We start from the raw sequence: 18,543 nt of genomic DNA, 5'->3' as shown, positions 1-18,543 counted from the left end.
TCAAGCGCCCGCCAGCACCAACAGACAGCGCAGGCCGCCGTTCTTCACGGGGAGCTGCCGCGCTCCCTTCAGCCCCAACGCCGCAACGAGCTTCGGCTCCTCGGGGACGATGAGCGCCTTGCGCCATTCGGCGAACGCTCCGTTCAACGTCGCGCCCAGCGCGCGGTAGAGGTCCGGCAGGTCCTCCACATCTCCCACGCGCTTGCCGTAGGGCGGATTGGCCACCACCAGCCCGGGTGCGTCCGGCGGGGCCTTCAGCGTGCGCAGGTCGTGCCGCTCCAGCGTCAGCGTCACGCCCGCGCGCTTCGCGTTGCGCCGCGCCGTGCCCAGCGCGCCCGCGTTGAGATCAAACCCGCGCATCGGCGCGCGAGGCTCCGCCAGCCCCTCGGCTTCCGCCTCCGCGCGGCGCTGTACCCAGGCGGCCTTGTCGAAGGACGGGAAGGACTGGAACGCGAACGTGCGCAGCATGCCCGGTGCGCGGCGCTGGGACATCCACGCGCCCTCCACCAGGAACGTGCCCGAGCCGCACATCGGATCCACCAGCGGCACGTCCCCCGCGTAGCCCGCGAGCCGGAGGATGCCCGCGGCCAGCGTCTCGCGCAGGGGCGCGCGCCCCACCTCCTGCCGGTAGCCGCGCTGGTACAGGGGCGCTCCAGACGTGTCCACGCTCACCGTCCAGCGCGATCCTTCGCCGCGCACCAAGAGCGTGAGCTCCGGCCCCCCGCCCTCTTCGTCCAGGTGTCCCGCGGCCGTCACCTCGCCCGGCGCCCAGGCCACGGCCGCGGACTCCAGCACCACCGCCGGCCCCGGGGCCACCGAGCGGTGCAGCGTCACGGACAGCCGCAGTGGCACCTTGCCGTCCCAGACGCCCGCCATGGGCAGCGCTCGCAGCCCCTCCACCAGCGCATCCGCGGTGGGCGCCGTGAAGGTGCCCAGCCGCAGGAGCACGCGGCTCGCGGTGCGCAGGCGCAGGTTCGCCGTCTGGTGCAGGCCGGACGGGCCCTCGCACTCGATGCCGCCCTCCGCGCGCCGGAAGGACAGCCCCAGCTCGCGCGCCTCCGCCTCCAGCGCGGGCTCCAGCCCCGGCAGCGTGGACACGTAGATTGTTTCACCCATCCGGGCCCAGGCCTCCGTCACGCCGGCCGCGCCCGAGCGGAGGTCCCCGCGTCCATCGCCGCCTGCTCCAACGCGCGCTCCATCTGGTTCAGGTCATACGGCTTGGGCAGCAGCACCACGCGCTCCAGCGCCTTGCCGTCTTCCGCCGACACCGCGCGCGAATCGCCGGACGCGATGATGATTCGCAGGGACGGATAGCGCTTCACGGCCTCGCGCGCCAGCTCCACGCCGGACCTGCCCGGCAGCGTCACGTCCGTGAAGAGCAGGTCGAAGGGCTCCTTCGCCAGCGCCTCGCCCGCCGCCTCCGCGCTCTCCACCGCGAGCACGGTGTGCCCCAGGTCCGACATCAGCTCGGACGCGGACTCGCGGATGTCCGCGTCATCCTCCACCAGGAGGATGCGCAGCAAACCCTTCGACGGTGGCTCCACGGGCGCGGGCGCGCGGTACGGCTTCGCCGCCAGCCGCTGCTCGCGTCCGCGCAACAGCGCGCGGATCTTCCGCGCCAGGTCCTCGCGCCGGTACGGCTTGGACAGGAGGCTCACGCCGGGGTCCAACCGGCCGCCGTGCACGATGGCGTTCTCCGTGTAGCCGGACGTGAAGAGCACCTCGAGGTCCGGCAGGTGCGCCTTCGCCTGCCGCGCCAGCTCCGGGCTGCGCACCGGCCCCGGCATCACCACGTCCGTGAAGAGCAGGTCCACCGGCAGGCCGCTCTGGATGACCGCGAGCGCGCTCTGGCCATCGTGCGCCTTGAGCACGCGGTAGCCCAGCTCCGTCAGCACCTCCACCACCGTGGCGCGCACCGCCGCGTCGTCCTCCACCACGAGGATGGTCTCCGTGCCGCCCTCCACCTGCCCCGGCCCCGTCTCCGCCGGCTGCACCGCCGCCTGGAAGGTGCGCGGCAGGTAGATCTTGATGGACGTGCCGTGGCCCAGCTCGCTGTAGATTTTGACGTGGCCGCCGGACTGCTTCACGAAGCCATACACCATGCTCAGCCCCAGGCCCGTGCCGCGCCCCTCCGGCTTCGTGGTGAAGAACGGCTCGAACGCGCGCTGCATCACCTCCGGCGTCATGCCGGAGCCCGTGTCGGAGATGGCCAGCAGCACGTACTGCCCCGCCGTCACCTCCGGGTGCAGCATCGCGTAGTGGTCATCCAGCATCGCGTTGCCGGCTTCGATGGTCAGCTTGCCCCGGCCGTCCATGGCGTCGCGCGCGTTGATGGCCAGGTTGAGGATGACGTTCTCCAACTGGTTGCGGTCCACGGACGTGTTCCAGAGCCCGCCCGCGATGACCGTCTCCACCTCCACGTCCTCTCCCAGGGCGCGGCGCAACAGGTCGTCCATGTCGCGCACCAGCCGGCCCAGGTTGAGCGCCGTGGGCGCCAGGGGCTGCCTGCGCGCGAACGCGAGCAACTGCGACGCCAGCCGCGCCCCGCGCTCCACCGCGCCCAGCGCCGTCTCCAGGCGCCGCTGCGCGCGCGTGTCGCCCACCGCGTCGCGCTGGAGCAACTGGAGATTCCCGCTCACCACCTGGAGCAGGTTGTTGAAGTCATGCGCCACGCCGCCGGTGAGCTTGCCCACGGCCTCCATCTTCTGCGCCTGGAGCAGCGCGGCCTCCGCCTGGCGGCGCTCCGCCTCGCTCTCTTCCAACGCGCGCGTGCGCTCGCGCACCAGCTCCTCCAGGTGGTCGCGGTGGCGCGCGAGTTCGTCCTCCGCCCGCTTCTGCGCCGTCATGTCGTGGCCCTGGACGAAGATGCCGGAGACGCGGCCGTCCGCCTCGATGACGGGCTGGTAGACGAAGTCCAGGAAGGCCTCCACCAGCGGCCCCCCGGGCTCGCGCTGCAGGTACAGCCCCATGTTGTGCCCGACGAAGGGCTCGCCGGTCGTGAACACCCGGTCCAGCAGTTCGAAGAAGCCCTGCCCCGCCACCTCTGGCAGCGCCGCCCGCACCGTCTTGCCCAACAGGTCCCGGTGCCCCACGAGCTGGAGGTAGGCGCGGTTGGCCAGCTCGAACACGTGCTCGGGCCCCTTCAGCGAACACATGAAGCCCGGCGCCTGTTCGAACAGGCGCCGCAGGTGCCGGCGCTCGTCGTCCAGCACCCGGTTGGCCTCCTGCACCGCCTGGGCACGCGCGAGCACCCCGCTCATCAACTGCGTCCGCGGCCCGCCTGCGTCCAGCGACGTCTCCGCGCCGCGCATGGCCTGCTTGAGCTGGTGCAGCTCCGTCACGTCCATCGTGTGCTGGAGGATGAAGGCCACCTCGCCCTTCCCGTCGAACAGGGGCGTGTGCGTGGCGCTCCAGTAGCGGTCCTCCAGCACCACGCCGGCGTCCGTCTGGCGGGGCACCCGGTAGGGAATGAACGCCAGCGTGTCCAGCGTCCGCTCCGTCAACACGCGGAAGAACGAGTCGCGCAGCATCCGTGCGCTGGCGTTGTTCGGGTCGTCCGGGTCATGCGGGAACGCCTCGAAGATGGTGCGCCCGACCAGGTTCTCCAGCCGGCTGGCGGTCACCCGCAGGTAGGCGGCGTTCGCCGTGACGTAACGCAGCTCCCGGTCCACCAGCATGTAGGGATTGGGCGACAGCTCGAAGAGCTTCTGGAAGTCGAAGGGTGCCTGCATCCACTCACGGGGAGTTCCAGCAACCTCCCCGCCTTTCCTGGGCCGCCGCGAACGCGGAAAGGGGTTCCTGTCCAGTGTACGGACATCCCCTCCATCTCACCGGCCAAAAGGCCCGGGGCCCAAGCCTTCCGGACGCCTGCTCTCCCCAGGGGCGTCCTTCTGGACACCACTCAACACAAGCCCTTCCCAGCCACCCCTTGGACCCGCCACGTCCGTCCAGGCTGTAAGACTGAGCGGGTCTTTCAGACCTCTGCATTCCTATGATATGAGATTATTACCGCCAAGGCGGTGCAATCCCACATGAACCGGGGTGCGCGGCAGGGGGTCGCCTTGGACGGGGGAGGAAACGACCTCCCGGCCTTCCGCCAGAGCGCTCGCGCCCGGCAGGAGGTCTGTCCCCAGATGCTCGCCGTTCCAGAACCGTTGTCGCTGGATGACTCGGAAGCGGTCACCTCCCGTGTGTTCGACCGTCGCGCCCTGACGGCGTCGGTGCGGGAGCTGTCGGTGGTGGCCAACGCGCGCGGCCTGTGGGCGGTGGCGCGCCAATGGCTCGTCATCGCGCTGTCGGTGGCGTTCGTGGTGCAGGTGGACCGGTGGTGGGCGTGGGTCCTGGCCGCGGTGGTCATCTCCTCGCGGCAGCACGCGCTGCTCAGCCTGGTGCACGAAGCCTCGCACTACCACCTGCTCACGAACCGCAAGGCCAACGACATCCTGGCGGACCTCTTGTGCGCGTTCCCCATGAACATCACCACGGAGGGCTACCGCAAGGAGCACGCGGAGCATCACCGCTACATCAACACGGAGCGGGACCCGTACTGGCGCACGGCGCAGCGTGACTCCGCGTGGATGTTCCCGCGCACGCGCGGGGGCATGGCGCTGGTGCTCCTGGGGGACCTGGTGGGCTTCTTCACCCCGTCCCACGTGCGCATCATGATTCCCTGGTCCTATACGGGCCGCGCGCTGGGCAAGGGCGGCTCGCCGCCGTCCCGCGCGGAGCACGTGCGCTACGCGCTGTGGCTCGTGGGCTTCATCACCTTCCTCACGCTCACGGGCGGCTGGCTCCACTACCTGCTCCTGTGGTCCATCCCGTCCCTGACGCTGATGATGGTGGCCTTCCGCATCCGCGCGGTGGTGGAGCACCCCTTCACCCCCGCCACCCCGGATGAGACGCACGAGACGCGGGACGTGGAGGCCGCCACCCTCTTCGAGCGCTTCTTCATCGCGCCCTTCAACGCCAGCTACCACCTGTCCCATCACCTCTTCCCGTCCGTGCCCTACTACCACCTGCCCGCGCTGCACGAGCGGCTCAAGCAGACGGACCTCTACCGCCCCGGGGAGAACCATTTCCAGACGTACCTGGGCGGCGAACAGAGCGCGTGGAGCTTCCTCACGTCTTTGGGCCGGAATAAAAGCCGTGATACATTGCCTGTGAAGGATTGAAGCCGCATCCATCCCGGCCTGGCTGGCTTTCCCCTGGAGGCACCAACGTGGTGCCTCCAGGCGTGGGAAGCCCCCGCCGGCCCCTGTCGTCACCAGGCGCGTTCCGCTCTGAAGACAGACGCTCGCCGCCCTGCTGATACAGCGGCCTGGCGTCCTCGTGACGTGCCGAAATAGCCCACCCCGTGGCTTGAACACAGACGAAGAATCGCGGTGTTTCTCTGCCTGCGATTCGCCAGGTCCCCCCTCCCCCGCCCGCCAATTCCGGCGCGCGACAGGGCGACCGGGGGACTCCTGCCACGCGCCGCGGGCAGGGGGATGCGGTTCCCCCGGCCCCGCCCCTTTCACCTGGCCGCAGGAGAGAACTTGAGAAGGCAGCTCATTGGGTTCCTCGTGGCGTTGGGCGCCATGCACACCGGCTGCGGTGGCGCGCCGGACTTCACGTCCACCGCGGGCGACGACGACTCGCTGGGGATGTCCGGGGACGCGCTCGCGAGCGCGACCACGCTGTTCGACGACGCGCTCGGTTCAGGCTGGCAGGACTGGTCCTGGGCGACGCACAGCCTCAGCGCGACCCGGCCCGTGTACGCGGGCACCCGTTCCATCTCCGCGACGTTCGGTCCGTGGACGGGCCTGTACTTCCACCACGCGGGCGTGCCCACCACGGGCTATGGCTTCGTGGAGTTGCAGGTGAACCCCGGCGCGACGGCCAACCCCGCCATCGCGCTCTACGCGAGCGTGGGCGGCGTGGCGAAGCCGCCCGTGGCGCTCAACCCCACCTGCGCGGGCGGCACCCTCAAGGCCAACGCGTGGACGCTGTGCCGCATGCCGCTGTCCACGCTGGGCGCGGCCAACACCAGCCTGGATGGCCTGGTGGTGATGGAGAACGCGGGCCGCAAGCTGGCCACGGTGTACTTCGACAACGTGCGCCTGGCGGCGAGCACCACCGCCCCTTCCGCGCCCACGGCCCTGAAGGCCACGGGCTCCACCACGGACGTGGCCCTCACCTGGGGCACGGTGACGGGCGCCACGGGCTACCACGTCTACCGCTCCACGTCGCAGACGGGCACGTACGCGCGGCTGACGTCCTCGGCGCTCACCGCCGCGTCCTACAAGGACACCAGCGCGGCCGTGGGCACGACGTACTGGTACGCCGTCACCGCGCTGAACGCGGCCGGTGAGAGCGCGAAGTCCACGGCGGTGTCCGGCAAGCGGACGTCCACCACGGGCGTGAGCGTCAGCGTCAGCCCCACCACCGCAACGCTGTCGCTGGGCGGCGTGCAGACCTTCACCGCGACGGTGACGGGCAGCACCAACACGGCCGTGACCTGGAGCGTGCTGGAAGGCTCCACGGGCGGCACCGTCACCTCCAGCGGCACGTACACCGCGCCGCGAACGGCGGGCACCTACCACGTCGTGGCCACGAGCAGCGCGGACACGACGAAGAAGGCCACGGCGGACGTGGTGGTGACGGGCCCGGTGGGCACCACCAACAAGTGGGTGTCCGGCTACTACACGGGCTGGAACGCGGACGAGTACCCGCCGGAGAAGGTGGACTTCAGCGCGATGACGCACATCATCGTGGGCCGCGTGACGCCGAACACGGACGGCACGGTGGACGCCATCTTCGACAACTCGAACGGCTCCGCCATCGCGAAGACGCTCTCCTCCCGCGCGCACGCCGCGGGGCGCAAGGCCATCATCATGGTGGGCGGCGCGGGCGAGCACGACAACTGGGTGGGCGCGGCCTCTGCCGCCAACCGGGAGAAGTTCGTGCAGAGCCTGCTCAAGGCGATGGACGACCACGGCTACGACGGGCTCGACATCGACTGGGAGCCGGTGGAGGAGGTGGACAAGCCGAACCTGCTCGCGCTGGTGCAGCGGCTGCGTCAGGCGCGCCCCAACATGCTGCTGACGTTCCCCATCGGGTGGATCAACAACAACTTCGCCACGGACGCGTCGCTCAAGTGGTACCCGCAGCTGGCCCAGTACCTGGACCAGGTGAACGTCATGTCCTACGAGATGATTGGCGTCTGGGACGGCTGGGATTCGTGGTTCACGTCCGCGCTCAAGGGCGAGTCCGGCACCCACCCGACCTCCGTGGAGTCCAGCCTCAAGGCCTGGGTGGCCGCGGGCATCCCCAAGGAGAAGCTGGGCATGGGCATCCCGTTCTACGGCCTCGCGTGGCGGCACATCACCGGCCCGCGCCAGCCCTTCACCAACTGGTCCGACTACGTGGGCGGGGACAACTCCTTCACGTACAAGAAGATTTTGGCGCTCTCCAAGACGGGCAAGCTCCAGTGGGACGCGGCGGCGCAGGCCAACTACGTCACGTTCGACACGCCGGTGGAGGACGGCACGGTGCGCTGGATTACCTATGACGGTCCGGAGGCCATCCAGGCCAAGGGTCAGTACGCCAAGGCCAACGGCTACGGCGGCACCATCATCTGGACCATCAACCAGGGCTGCACCGACCCCGCGACGGGCACCAACCCGCTGCTCACCGAGGTCAAGAAGGCGTTCCTCCAGTAACCGGGACGGCTTGAAGCACGACGGCCGCGTGGGCACCCGCCCGCGCGGCCGTTCGCGTTCGAGCGGCCCTAGGCGGAGGGCGGCACGGCGGAGGGCGGAGCCGTGGGGGCGACCGGCTCCGGGCCTCCCGCGTAGACGCCCTGGTACGCGGGCGGCAGCAGCGCGGCCACCCGGCGCATCATCGCGTCCACCAGCGCCTGGCGCGCGTCGGAGGCGCCGGCCACCTCCGGCTCCAGGTCCTCCATGCGGAAGGCGGGCCCGAAGGTCACGGTGACGTCCGCGTGGAAGAGCCGCTCGCCGCCCATGTCGGAGTCGTTGATGGGCATCAGCTTCTCCGTGCCCGTGAGCGCCACCGGGACGATGGGCACGCCCGCGCGCTTGGCGATGAGCCCCACGCCCTTCTTCGCCTGGAGCAGGCCCGCGGAGCGGCTGCGGCCCCCTTCCGGGAAGATGAGGACGGACTGGCCGCCCTTGAGCAGTTCCACGCAGCGGCGCAGCGCCTCGATGTCCGGCGAGTTGGGCGTGATGTCGATGGTGTCCATCGTCTCCGCCGCCAGCCGGGTCATCACGGTGCCGTGCAGCTTCACGCCCGCCAGGAAGACGACGCGCCGGGGACGCAGCGCCCGGTAGAGCGTGAAGCCGTCCGCGTTGGACAGGTGGTTGCAGATGAAGAGGCAGGGGCCGGCGGGCAGGTCCTTGAGTCCGTACACCTTCGCGTGGGACAGCCGGCCCCACACGCCGTGCATCAGGCCGCGCACGACATGGCGGCGCAGTCCGTAGGGGAGCAGCGACATCAAGGCGAAGAGAAGTCGAAGCACAGGCCGGCCCACCTCCTCCTGGAAGATGTAGTCCTGCCCGGTGGGGTGGGTCAGCGGTCCTCCGGGAGCGCGGGTCCGCCCGCCTGCCCAACCGTCATCCAGCCAACGAATGGCCGCCCCTGCGTGTTATGGGAAACCCCATGAGCGCCGAAGCCACGCCCTCCCGAGCGAAGCGGCCCGTCGAGTACGAGGCCACCGTCACTGACCTGCGCATGGAGACCCATGACACGGCGACGCTGTGGCTGGAGCTGGACGCGAGCGCGGGGCCGCTCGACTACAAGGCAGGCCAGTTCATCAACATCGACCCGCACCAGTTCCGGTCGCTCGCGCAGCAGTGCGCGTACCTGCAGGAGCAGAAGGGGCGCAAGGAGCCGCCGCGCTCGTATTCGCTCGCCTCCGCGCCGCACGAGCGGCACGTGGCCATCACGGTGAAGGACGAGGAGTTCATCCCCGGCGTCACGCGCTACCCGCCGCTCTTGTCGCCCCTGCTGGTGCACGGGCGGCTGGTGGGCGCGAAGCTGAAGGTGACGGGCTTCATGGGGCCGTACGTGCTGCCGGACGACGTGACGGAGAAGGCGGACCACGTGCTGCACGTGGTGGCGGGCTCCGGCGCGGTGCCGAACTTCGCCATCGTGAAAGACGCGCTGCACCGCGGGCTGAAGCTGCGGCACACGTTCCTCGCGTCCAACAAGACGTGGGCGGACATCCTCTACCGCGAGGAACTGGCCGCGCTGGAGCGCTCGGCGCCGGACCGCGTGCGGGTGGTGCACACGCTCACGCGTGAACTGGATGAGACGAAGTACGGCGCCCAGGTGCGCAAGGGCCGCGTCGCGGAGGCGCTCCTGCGCGAGCTGATTCCCGCGCCCGACACCTGCCTCGTGTACGTGTGCGGGCCCGCCATCACCCCGTGGGACCGGCGCAAGGCGCTGGAGACGCGCACGCCCGCCACGCCGCGCTTCATGGAGGCGGTGCTGGGCCACCTGCACGAGCTGGGCATCCCGGACAAGCGCATCAAGCGCGAGGCCTACGGCTGACCGGGCCTCAGTGCGTGGTGACGTCCACCGGAGGCAGTTGGTCCAGGAAGTTCAGCACGTGCTCGGCCGTCTCGCGGGGCTTCTCCATGGGGAACAGGTGCGAGGCGAGCGGCAGCGTGTCCGCCCGCGTGCGCTTCATCTCCCGCTCCGCCCGCGCCAGCGCGTCCGGCAACAGCGTGTCGGAGCGCTCGCCGCGCAGCACCAGCGTGGGCGCCGCGTTGGCGCGGATGAGCGACCAGGGGTCCGCGGGGAAGGTCTCGAAGATGCGGGCCTCCCACTCGCGAGGGAAGCGCAAGCGGAAGTCACCCGCCTCCGTGGGCACCAGCCCGTGCGTGATGTAGTCGCTGAAGCAGTCCGCGTCCCAGTCCTTGAACAGCTTGCGCTGGCGGTACGCGGTGGCCGCCTCCTCGCGCGTCGCCCAGCGGTCGCGCCGCCGCAGCGCGCCCTGCACGATGGCGCCGCGGTCCATGCGGCCCAACAGCTTCATCAGGCGCAGCGCCCACAGGCGTGAGCCGGTGATGAGCACGGGGTCCAGCGCCACCACCGCGCGGAACAGCCCCGGGTTCGCGGCGGAGGCCATCAGCGTGCTCGTGCCGCCCACGCTGTGTCCCACGCCCAGCACGCCGGAGCGCCCGCGCGCCTTCAGCTCGCGCGCGAGGTCCTCGCCCAGCTCCTTCCACGTCGTGAGCGACTTCGGGTCCTGGCCGGGCACCAGCGGCCGCATGCGCAGCGACACCACGTGGTAGCGGGTCGCGAGCCGCGCGAAGAGCTTCCGGTACGTCTCCGGAGGGAAACCGTTCGCGCAGGCGAAGTGCAGGAGCGGCCCGCTCCCACCCCAGTCATCCAGCTCCAAGGCCATGCCCCTTCCCATCGACACCCTCCCCCGCGTCACGGCGGAGGGACTTCACAGCTCGCCCCACACGTCTCCGGCGCCCTGATGGACACCGGCCGGCCCCATCCCGGGACGAGACTGCGTACCCCGACATTCAGACACCGCGAACGCCGCCCTGGGTCCTGCCGCCGAGCCCGACCTCCCGCATCGACGCCATCCTGCCCGGGACCCCTGACGTGCCCACGTCCTCCGACATCCTCCCGGAGGTTTCCTCAAGGAACCCGGCCCCCTGGAATGTCGTCCCGTGCGCAACGCCCGGACGGAGGGCATGTAACGGCTGCCCGGCCGCCTCGCACGGCCGGGGAAGGCGGCCGTCCCGGCGCGGGGGCACACGCCGCCCCCTCCCGTGAGGTCACCTGCCCCACCCTACGGTCCAGGTGGGGTCCGCTTGCGTTCAGGATTCGGACTGCGACGGGGGCGCCGCGTCCGGCGTGGGCTCCACCTCCGGCGGGAGCTCCGGGGCCGGCTCCGACGCCTCCGTGGGCTCCTGCGCCGCGCCCGCGGGCGTGATGCCCAACAGCCGCGTCAACCGGGGCTGCACGCCCGTCTCCGCGAGCAGCGCCTGGAGCTGCAGCCGCGCGCGCCGGTTGTCCCGGTGCACGCGCCGCCCGAGGATGAGCTCGTTCTTCAGCGAGTGCTCCCACCCGGTCAGCTCCGTCACCGTCACCTGGTAGCCGAACGCCTCCAGCGTCAGCGCGCGGATGACGTTCGTCAGGTGCGAGCCGAACTCGCGCCGGTGCCACGGGTGCTGGAAGAGCAGCGACATGGAGCCGGCCGGCCTCGCCTTCTTCTCCTTGAGCTGCGCGGCCACCTCCGCCTGGCAGCACGGCACCACCGCCACGTGGTCCGCGCCGTGCTTGATGGCCGCCACCAGCGCGTCGTCCGTGGCCGTGTCGCACGCGTGCAGCGCCATCAGCACGTGGATGCGCTCCGGGTACTCCGCCTGGTCGATGTGCGCCGTCTGGAAGCGCATCCGGTCGAAGTGCAGCCGCTCGGCGCGGCCCTTCGCGCGCTCCGTCAGCTCCGGCCGCCCTTCAATGGACAGCAGCTCGCCGCCGGCCGCGTCCTTCAGGAACAGCTCGTAGACGACGAAGCCCAGGTACGCGTTGCCGCTGCCCGCGTCCACCACCAGGGGGGTCGCGTGGCGCTGCTGCACGTCCTCCATGGCGGGCCGGAGCAGGCCCACCAGGTGGTTGACCTGCTTCAACTTGCGCAGCGCGTCCGCGTTGAGGTTCCCCTCGCGCGTGAGCAGGTGCAGCTCACGCAGGAGCGCGGGGGACTGGTCCGGGAGCAGCTCCTTGCGGACCTGTGGCGCCTTGACGTTGCGTCTCAGACGGACACCACTTCGGTGACCTCCGGGATCATCTCCCGGAGCCGGCCCTCGATGCCCATCTTCAGCGTCGCCGTGGACGACGGGCAGCCCGCGCACGAGCCCTTCATGTGCAGGTACACGATGCCGTCCTCGAAGCGGTCCAGCGTGATGTCACCGCCGTCCTGCGCCACCGCCGGGCGGATCTCCTCGTCCAGGATGAACTGGATGCGCTGCTCCACCGTGCCGTCCGCGCTCGTCGCCTGACGCGCCGCCGCCACCGCCGCCTCGTCCACCACCGGCAGGCCCTCCGACAGGTGCGTGTCCAGCGTGGACATCACGGAGTCGTTGAGCTCGTCCCACTCACCGGACTCGCCCTTCGTCACCGTGACGAAGTTCGTGCCCAGCATCACCGCCGTCACGCCCTGGATGTCCATGAGCCGCAGCGCCAGGGGCGACTTCGCCTGCGCTTCGTCCCGGTTGGTGAAGTTCACCGCGCCACCGCCCAGCAGCTTGCGGTCCACCACGTACTTCAGCGTGCTGGGGTTGGGGGTCCACTCGAGCTGGATGTTCACTGACATGCTGTTCTCCCTACGAAAGTCCGCTTCCTCTAAAGGGCGCCGGGCCCCATAGCAACCTGTCCGGCTGTCAGGCAAACGCCCCGCGCCGACCTTTCACTCCGGATGGAGCCCGGGCCGCCGCCGATGTAAGACAGGGCCCCATGCCCTTCCCGCCACGTCTCGCCCACCTCGCCACCAAGGCCGTGGTGGTGGCCAAGCTGGGCCCCACCTACGCGGATGCCCACCGCGTGGACCCCGAGGAGGCCGCCCAGCGCCTCTCCACCGCCCTCAAGGGCCCCCTGCTGACCTCCCTGCTGGAGGCCACCTGGACGCAGATGCTCGGGAGCACGAAACGTCTCAAGGAAGAGGGCCTCCTGGAGAAGGTGGCCACCACCCTGGCCGACCGGCCGCAGCGGCCGGGCAAGGTCGCCACCGTCACGGCCGGGTGGAGCGCCTTCCTCATCCTGGTGGACCTGGAGGTGGGCACCGCCAGCGACGCCGCCCGCCGGGTCATGGAGTCGGACGAGGGGCGCAAGCGCGCCGCCGCGGGCATCAAGGAGGTCGCCGGATTTCTCGCCCAGGAGCTCACGCGCGGCAGATAGGGCGGCTGGCCGGTCGTGGCGGCAGCCGTCACCCGCCGTTATAGGCTGGCGCTCGCCACGTCCATGTCCGCTTCGCTCCCCACCACCCTGCGCCTGCTCACGTCCATCACCGACGTCCCCGCGTCGGCCTGGGACGCGCTCGTGGACCCGGGGTCGGTGCCGTTCCTGGAGTGGGGCTTCCTCGCCGCGCTGGAGGAGAGCGGCAGCGTGGTGCCCGAGCGGGGCTGGCACCCGCGCCACCTCACCCTGTGGCGGGGCTCGCGCCTGGTCGCCGCCGCGCCCGCGTACCTGAAGGACGACAGCCACGGCGAGTTCGTCTTCGACGCCGCCTGGGCCACCACCGCCGAGCGCGCCGGCATCCGCTACTACCCCAAGCTCGTCCTGGGCGTGCCCTTCACGCCCGCCACCGGCCGCCGCGTGCTGGTGGCCCCGGGTGAGGATGCCCCGTCCCGCGAGGCGGAGCTGTACAACGCCGCGCTGGAGTACGCACGCGCGGAGGGGCTCTCCAGCGTCCACGTCCTCTTCCCCACCCCGGCGGAGCTGCCGGTGCTGGAGGCGCAGGGCTACGCGCTGCGCCTGGGCGTGCAGTACCTGTGGCGCAACGCGGGCTACCGGACGTTCGAGGACTTCCTCGCCCGCTTCCGCTCCAAGCGGCGCCACCAGCTCCAGCGGGAGCGGCGCGACGTAGAGGACCGGGGCATCACCCTGCGCACGCTCCGGGGCGACGCACTGGAGGAGGTGGACGCGGCCTGCGCCCACCAGCTCTACGTGTCCACGGTGGACCGCTATCCGTGGGGCGTTCGGTCGCTGACCGAGGACTTCTTCGCCCGCCTGCTCGCCGGCTTCAAGCACCGGTGCGAGTTCGTGGAGGCCCGGCGGGAAGGCCGCAGGGTGGCGGGCGCGTTCAACTTCACCGGGCCGAGCACGCTGTACGGCCGTTATTGGGGTGCGTTCGAGGAACATCCGTTCCTGCACTTCAACGTGTGCCTCTACCACCCGGTGGAGGACTGCATCGCCCGGGGCCGTGAGCGCTTCGAGCCCGGGGCAGGCGGCGAGCACAAGCTCACCCGGGGTTTCGAGCCGCACCTCACGTACAGTGCGCATCTGTTCCTTCACCCCGGCCTGGACCGGGCGGTGCGCGGCTTCCTGGCGCACGAGCGGGCAGCCGTCGAAAGCGGCCTGCCGCTGTGGTGGGCGGAGACGGGTTTCAAGGAGCGGGTCTGAGCGGTTTCAAGCAGGCCCGCCAGAGGCAAAGCGAAGCGAAGGCAAGGGAGTCCGCAAGCCCATGGCTCAGAAGCACCAACACGATGACGGCCAGGTCGTCACGGAGACCGTCCCCAAGCAGAAGCTGAAGAGGCCGACGCTCTACAAGGTCCTCCTGCACAACGACAACTACACCACGCGTGAGTTCGTGGTGGCCGTGCTCAAGGAGATCTTCCACAAGTCGGAGACGGATGCCGTGCAGATCATGATGCACGTTCATTACAACGGCATCGGTGTGGCGGGCGTTTATACCTACGACGTCGCCGAGACGAAGCTCAAGACAGTGGAGGCCGCGGCGAGGGACAACGGGTTCCCCCTGCGGCTGTCCATGGAACCCGAGGAAGGCTGAACCGTGGCGGGACCATCGATTGCCAAAGAATTGCAGGCCAGCTTCCGCACCGCGCTCGACGAGGCGCGGAAGATGCGTCACGAGTACCTGACCCTGGAGCACCTGCTCCTGGCCCTCACCCGTGAGTCGCGCACCCGCGAGGTGCTCAAGGGCTGCGGCGCGAACGTCAAGCGCCTGCAGGAGAACCTGACCTCCTTCCTGGAGGAGACGGTCGAGCGCCTGCCCGACGACGTGGACGCCGAGCCGCAGCAGACCATCGGCGTGGAGCGCGTGCTCCACCGCGCCGCCATGCACGCGCTGTCCGCGGAGCAGAAGTACATCGACGGGGGCGACGTGCTGGTCGCCATGTTCCGTGAAGAGGAGAGCCACGCGCTCTACCTGTTGCAGCAGGAGGGCGTCACGCGCCTGGACCTGCTCAACTTCATCTCCCACGGCACCACCAAGGACGGCGAGTCCGAGGGCGAGCCGCGCGCCACGCCCGCCGGGGATGACGAGGACGGCGAGTCCCAGAAGAAGAGCCCGCTGGAAGCGTACGCCGTGCAGCTCAACGTGGAGGCGAAGGCGGGCCGCATCGACCCGCTCATCGGCCGCGACAAGGAGCTGGAGCGCACCATCCAGGTGCTCTGCCGCCGCCGCAAGAACAACCCGCTTTACGTGGGTGAGGCCGGCGTGGGCAAGACGGCCATCGCTGAAGGCCTGGCGCTCCACATCACGGAGGGCCGCGTGCCGGCCGCGCTCAAGGACGCGGTCGTCTACTCGCTGGACATGGGCGCGCTGCTCGCGGGCACCAAGTTCCGCGGCCAGTTCGAGGAGCGGCTGAAGGGCGTGCTCAAGGCGCTCCAGGAGCTGCCGGACGCCATCCTCTTCATCGACGAAATCCACACCATCGTCGGTGCCGGCGCCACGAGCGGCGGGTCCATGGACGCGTCCAACCTGCTCAAGCCGGCGCTGGCGTCGGGCCGGCTGCGCTGCATCGGCTCCACGACGTTCCAGGAGTTCAAGGCGTCGTTCGAGCGCGACCGGGCGCTGTCCCGCCGCTTCCAGAAGATTGAAGTGGACGAGCCCAGCGTGGAGGACACCGTCAAGGTGCTGGAGGGCCTGCGCAGCCGCTACGAGGAGCACCACCACGTGAAGTACGGCGAGGGTGCGCTCCAGGCGGCGGCGGAGCTGGCGGCCAAGCACATCAACGACCGGTTCCTGCCGGACAAGGCCATCGACGTCATCGACGAGGCCGGCGCCGCGGAGCGGCTCAAGCCGGAGGGCGTACGCACGGGCGTCGTCTCCGCGCACGACGTGGAGCAGGTCGTCTCCAAGATGGCCAAGATTCCGGCCAAGAGCGTGTCCGCGAGCGAAGGCGTCCAGATCCAGAACCTGGACAAGGAGCTCAAGGGCGTCATCTACGGGCAGGACAAGGCCATTGAAGAGATGGTGGGCGCCATCAAGCTGTCGCGCTCCGGCCTGCGCGCGCCGGAGAAGCCCATTGGCAGCTTCCTCTTCTCCGGCCCCACGGGCGTGGGCAAGACGGAGCTGGCGAAGCAACTGGCGCAGAGCCTGGGCGTGGAGTTCCTGCGCTTCGACATGAGCGAGTACTCCGAGAAGCACACGGTGAGCCGGCTCATCGGCGCGCCTCCGGGCTACGTGGGCTTCGACCAGGGCGGCCTGCTCACGGACGCCGTGCGCAAGCACCCGTACGCGGTGCTGGTGCTGGATGAGATTGAGAAGGCCCACCCGGACCTCTTCAACATCCTGCTCCAGGTGATGGACCACGCGACGCTCACGGACAACAACGGCCGCAAGGCGGACTTCCGCAACATCATCCTCATCCTGACCACCAACGCGGGTGCGCAGGAGATGAGCACCAAGGCCATGGGCTTCGGGGACACCAGCGTGGTGGTGGACGGCTCGCGGGCGAAGAAGGCCATCGAGCGCACCTTCACGCCGGAGTTCCGCAACCGGCTGGACGGCTGGATCCTCTTCTCCGGCCTGCCCCCCGAGGTCATCCTCAAGGTCGTGGACAAGGAAGTGCGCCTGCTCCAGAAGGTGCTCGACGAGAAGAAGGTCAAGCTGGAGCTCACGCCCGCCGCCCGCGCGTGGCTGGCGGAGCACGGCTACGACCCGGCCTTCGGTGCGCGCCCCATGGCGCGGCTCGTGGACAACACCCTCAAGAAGCCGCTCGCGGAGGCGCTGCTGTTCGGCTCCCTCAAGAGCGGTGGCGTGGCCCGCTTCGACGTCGTGGACGACGCGGTGAAGCTCCAGGCGGAAGCCACGGAGGCCGTGCCGGCTTGAAGCACGGCTGAGGCTTGAAGCACCGAGGCCCCGGGCCCCCTTCACATGGGGACTCGGGGCCTTCGTGTTTCCCTACTCCGGCTTGGACTCGACCTTGTAGGCGCCCACGGCGTTGGAGAGCTGCTCGGAGATGATCTGCAGCGTGGTGGCCGCCTCACCGGTGGACCCGATGCGGGCCACGGTGTCGTCCATCATCCTGGACAGGTCATTCACCGCCAGGGTGATTTGGTTGATGCCCACGTTCTGCTGATTCACCGCGGCGGCGATCTGCCGGACGGCGGCGGCGTTGTCCTGGACGATGGAGGACAGCTCGCGCAGGTTCTGCCCGCTGTCGCGCACCTGCGCCAGGCCCGCCTCCATCCGCTCCGCGCCGCGCTCGGTGATGCGCACCGCGGCGGTGACGGAGTTGGCGATGTCGTCCAAGAGCTCCCGCACCCGCGTGGTCGCCTGGATGGACTGGTCCGCCAGGGCGCGGATTTCGCGCGCCACCACGCTGAAGCCCTTGCCGTGCTCACCGGAGCGCACCGCTTCGATGGCCGCGTTGAGCGCGAGCATGTTGGACTGGTCCGCCAGGTCCTTCACCGTCTGGGTGATGCCGCCAATCTGGCGCGTGCGCTCGCCCAGCTCGAGGATCTTCTCCGCGATTTCGCCCACCTGCGCGCGGATGTCGTTGAGGCCCGCCATCGTCTGCTCGATGGAGGCCTCGCCCGCCCTGGCCAGGGAGTCCGCGCGCTCGGCGACGCTGAGCACGCTCTCCGCCTTCTGCGCGGCCAGCGTGGACGTCTGCTTGATCTCCTGCGCCGTCACCTGCGTCTCCTGGAGCGCGGCGGCCTGGCGGGAGATGGTCTGCGCCTGCTCGGTGGAGGACGCGTTGAGGTGGTCCGTGGACTGGGTGAGCGCGGTGGCGGCGTGCTGGAGGTTGACCGTCACCTCGCGCAGCTTGCCCACCATCTGGGAGAAGGAATTGGCCAGCTTCCCCACCTCGTCGTTGCCGCGCGTCTTGATGGGGCGGGTGAGGTCGCCGGACGACACGATGTGGCCCGCCACGGACGTGAGTTCCGCCAGCGGCCGCACGATGCTCCGGCCGAACAGCGCCGCCAGCACCACGCCGCCCGTCACCAGCAGGAGCGCGAACCCCAGCATCTCCCAGCGCAGCGCATCCACCCTCGCGTCGATGAACTCGCGCGCCATGCCCACGTGCACGGTGCCCAGCCGCCCCTTCTCCGCCACGGCCGCGGACACGTCCAGGGCGCGCAGCGTCTTGCCGCCGCGCAGGATGCGCACCTCCGGCACCACGCGCGTGCGGCCCGTGCCCACGCCCGGCTGCGCGTCGAGCGCGGCCTTCAGGTTCTCCGGGAAGGGGCCCTGGAAGGAGTGCACCAGCACGAAGCCCGTGGGGTCCTGGATGAAGATGTAGGCCAGGTCCTCGCGCTCGCGGAACGTCTCCAGCAGCGGCTGGAGCGAGCCCATGCCCGCGGACACGCCCTGCTCCGCAGCGATGGCCAGGCTCAGCGCCACGGCCTCGCCCTCGCTGGCGTGGCGCTCCTCCAGGTTGGACTCCAGCTGGCGGGTGGCGATGATGGTCAGCAGCAGGGCCACGGAGGCGCTGATGACGGCCGTGACGAGCACGAACTTCGGCGCGAGCCCGAGCCCGCGCAGGAAGGAGACAGGGAGCGCGGCGGAGGGCTTCAAGAGAACACTCCCGGGCGACTTCGGTGTGTTGCAGGGAA

At 70.2% G+C, this 18,543-nt stretch carries 14 protein-coding genes; 7 read left to right on the top strand and 7 right to left on the bottom strand.

Annotation, left to right across the window (positions count from 1 at the left end; genetic code table 11):
• Both JYJ93_RS10645 and JYJ93_RS10640 read right to left on the bottom strand, forming a co-directional pair.
• Entirely contained in the window at positions 1–1,116 is a 1,116-nt protein-coding gene (locus JYJ93_RS10645; protein ID WP_206789005.1) for an RNA methyltransferase, read from the bottom strand.
• A gap of 17 nt (positions 1,117–1,133) precedes the next feature.
• A complete protein-coding gene (locus tag JYJ93_RS10640; protein WP_206789003.1) occupies positions 1,134–3,731 on the bottom strand; it encodes a response regulator in 2,598 nt (865 codons plus the stop codon).
• A gap of 402 nt (positions 3,732–4,133) precedes the next feature.
• On the opposite strand from JYJ93_RS10640, the gene JYJ93_RS10635 reads away from it, so the two are divergent.
• Positions 4,134–5,171 carry a fatty acid desaturase family protein gene (locus tag JYJ93_RS10635; protein ID WP_242543756.1) on the top strand — a complete coding sequence of 346 codons (1,038 nt, stop codon included), beginning with the start codon at positions 4,134–4,136 and terminating at the stop codon, positions 5,169–5,171.
• 363 nt (positions 5,172–5,534) lie between these two features.
• Positions 5,535–7,700: a glycosyl hydrolase family 18 protein gene (locus JYJ93_RS10630; RefSeq protein WP_206788991.1), complete on the top strand. Its 2,166-nt coding sequence runs from the start codon at positions 5,535–5,537 to the stop codon at positions 7,698–7,700.
• A gap of 68 nt (positions 7,701–7,768) precedes the next feature.
• Here JYJ93_RS10630 and JYJ93_RS10625 read toward each other — a convergent pair whose 3' ends face one another.
• Complete coding sequence (locus JYJ93_RS10625; protein WP_206788989.1) at positions 7,769–8,518, bottom strand: lysophospholipid acyltransferase family protein; 750 nt, start codon at positions 8,516–8,518, stop codon at positions 7,769–7,771.
• A gap of 140 nt (positions 8,519–8,658) precedes the next feature.
• Here JYJ93_RS10625 and JYJ93_RS10620 point away from each other — a divergent pair, with 140 nt between their 5' ends.
• Positions 8,659–9,552 carry an oxidoreductase gene (locus tag JYJ93_RS10620; RefSeq protein WP_206788987.1) on the top strand — a complete coding sequence of 298 codons (894 nt, stop codon included), beginning with the start codon at positions 8,659–8,661 and terminating at the stop codon, positions 9,550–9,552.
• Positions 9,553–9,559: 7 nt separating this feature from the next.
• Here JYJ93_RS10620 and JYJ93_RS10615 read toward each other — a convergent pair whose 3' ends face one another.
• The 3 genes from JYJ93_RS10615 to JYJ93_RS10605 all read right to left on the bottom strand — a co-directional run bounded on the left by JYJ93_RS10615 (position 9,560) and on the right by JYJ93_RS10605 (position 12,334).
• The gene (locus tag JYJ93_RS10615; protein WP_242543755.1) at positions 9,560–10,411 is read right to left on the bottom strand and encodes an alpha/beta hydrolase; all 852 of its coding nucleotides are present in this window, start codon (positions 10,409–10,411) and stop codon (positions 9,560–9,562) included.
• A 427-nt stretch (positions 10,412–10,838) separates the two neighbouring features.
• Positions 10,839–11,660 (bottom strand): SAM-dependent methyltransferase, encoded by an 822-nt coding sequence (locus JYJ93_RS10610; RefSeq protein WP_206800227.1) that lies wholly within the window; start codon positions 11,658–11,660, stop codon positions 10,839–10,841.
• A gap of 113 nt (positions 11,661–11,773) precedes the next feature.
• Positions 11,774–12,334, bottom strand: coding sequence for a NifU family protein (locus JYJ93_RS10605; RefSeq protein WP_120525032.1), 561 nt, complete (start codon positions 12,332–12,334; stop codon positions 11,774–11,776).
• Positions 12,335–12,474: 140 nt separating this feature from the next.
• Between JYJ93_RS10605 and JYJ93_RS10600 the strand changes: the two genes are divergently transcribed.
• The 4 genes from JYJ93_RS10600 (at position 12,475) to clpA (ending at position 16,813) form a co-directional block, all read left to right on the top strand.
• The gene (locus JYJ93_RS10600) at positions 12,475–12,915 is read left to right on the top strand and encodes a hypothetical protein (protein WP_206788983.1); all 441 of its coding nucleotides are present in this window, start codon (positions 12,475–12,477) and stop codon (positions 12,913–12,915) included.
• Positions 12,916–12,978: 63 nt separating this feature from the next.
• Positions 12,979–14,139: a GNAT family N-acetyltransferase gene (locus tag JYJ93_RS10595; RefSeq protein ID WP_206788981.1), complete on the top strand. Its 1,161-nt coding sequence runs from the start codon at positions 12,979–12,981 to the stop codon at positions 14,137–14,139.
• A gap of 61 nt (positions 14,140–14,200) precedes the next feature.
• Complete coding sequence (locus tag JYJ93_RS10590; protein ID WP_171413745.1) at positions 14,201–14,527, top strand: ATP-dependent Clp protease adaptor ClpS; 327 nt, start codon at positions 14,201–14,203, stop codon at positions 14,525–14,527.
• Between the two features lie 3 nt (positions 14,528–14,530).
• A complete protein-coding gene (gene clpA, locus JYJ93_RS10585; protein WP_206788979.1) occupies positions 14,531–16,813 on the top strand; it encodes an ATP-dependent Clp protease ATP-binding subunit ClpA in 2,283 nt (760 codons plus the stop codon).
• Between the two features lie 72 nt (positions 16,814–16,885).
• Here the strand turns inward: clpA and JYJ93_RS10580 are convergent, their stop codons facing one another.
• On the bottom strand, positions 16,886–18,505 hold the full coding sequence (locus JYJ93_RS10580) for a methyl-accepting chemotaxis protein (protein WP_206788976.1): 1,620 nt from the start codon (positions 18,503–18,505) through the stop codon (positions 16,886–16,888).
• Positions 18,506–18,543: the final 38 nt, after the last annotated feature.

It is taken from the genome of Corallococcus sp. NCSPR001 (assembly GCF_017309135.1).
Taxonomy (GTDB): domain Bacteria; phylum Myxococcota; class Myxococcia; order Myxococcales; family Myxococcaceae; genus Corallococcus.
Note: the sequence above shows the minus strand (reverse complement) of the source record. Positions and strands in the feature narration are given on the sequence as shown.

What these genes read in the sequence shown, in the direction of transcription:
- JYJ93_RS10645 (WP_206789005.1), bottom strand. Translation starts at nt 1,116, where the DNA reads ATGGGTGAAACAATCTACGTGTCCACGCTGCCGGGGCTGGAGCCCGCG.
- JYJ93_RS10640 (WP_206789003.1), bottom strand. Translation starts at nt 3,731, where the DNA reads ATGCAGGCACCCTTCGACTTCCAGAAGCTCTTCGAGCTGTCGCCCAAT.
- JYJ93_RS10635 (WP_242543756.1), top strand. Translation starts at nt 4,134, where the DNA reads ATGCTCGCCGTTCCAGAACCGTTGTCGCTGGATGACTCGGAAGCGGTC.
- JYJ93_RS10620 (WP_206788987.1), top strand. Translation starts at nt 8,659, where the DNA reads ATGAGCGCCGAAGCCACGCCCTCCCGAGCGAAGCGGCCCGTCGAGTAC.
- JYJ93_RS10615 (WP_242543755.1), bottom strand. Translation starts at nt 10,411, where the DNA reads ATGGCCTTGGAGCTGGATGACTGGGGTGGGAGCGGGCCGCTCCTGCAC.
- JYJ93_RS10605 (WP_120525032.1), bottom strand. Translation starts at nt 12,334, where the DNA reads ATGTCAGTGAACATCCAGCTCGAGTGGACCCCCAACCCCAGCACGCTG.
- JYJ93_RS10600 (WP_206788983.1), top strand. Translation starts at nt 12,475, where the DNA reads ATGCCCTTCCCGCCACGTCTCGCCCACCTCGCCACCAAGGCCGTGGTG.
- JYJ93_RS10595 (WP_206788981.1), top strand. Translation starts at nt 12,979, where the DNA reads ATGTCCGCTTCGCTCCCCACCACCCTGCGCCTGCTCACGTCCATCACC.
- JYJ93_RS10590 (WP_171413745.1), top strand. Translation starts at nt 14,201, where the DNA reads ATGGCTCAGAAGCACCAACACGATGACGGCCAGGTCGTCACGGAGACC.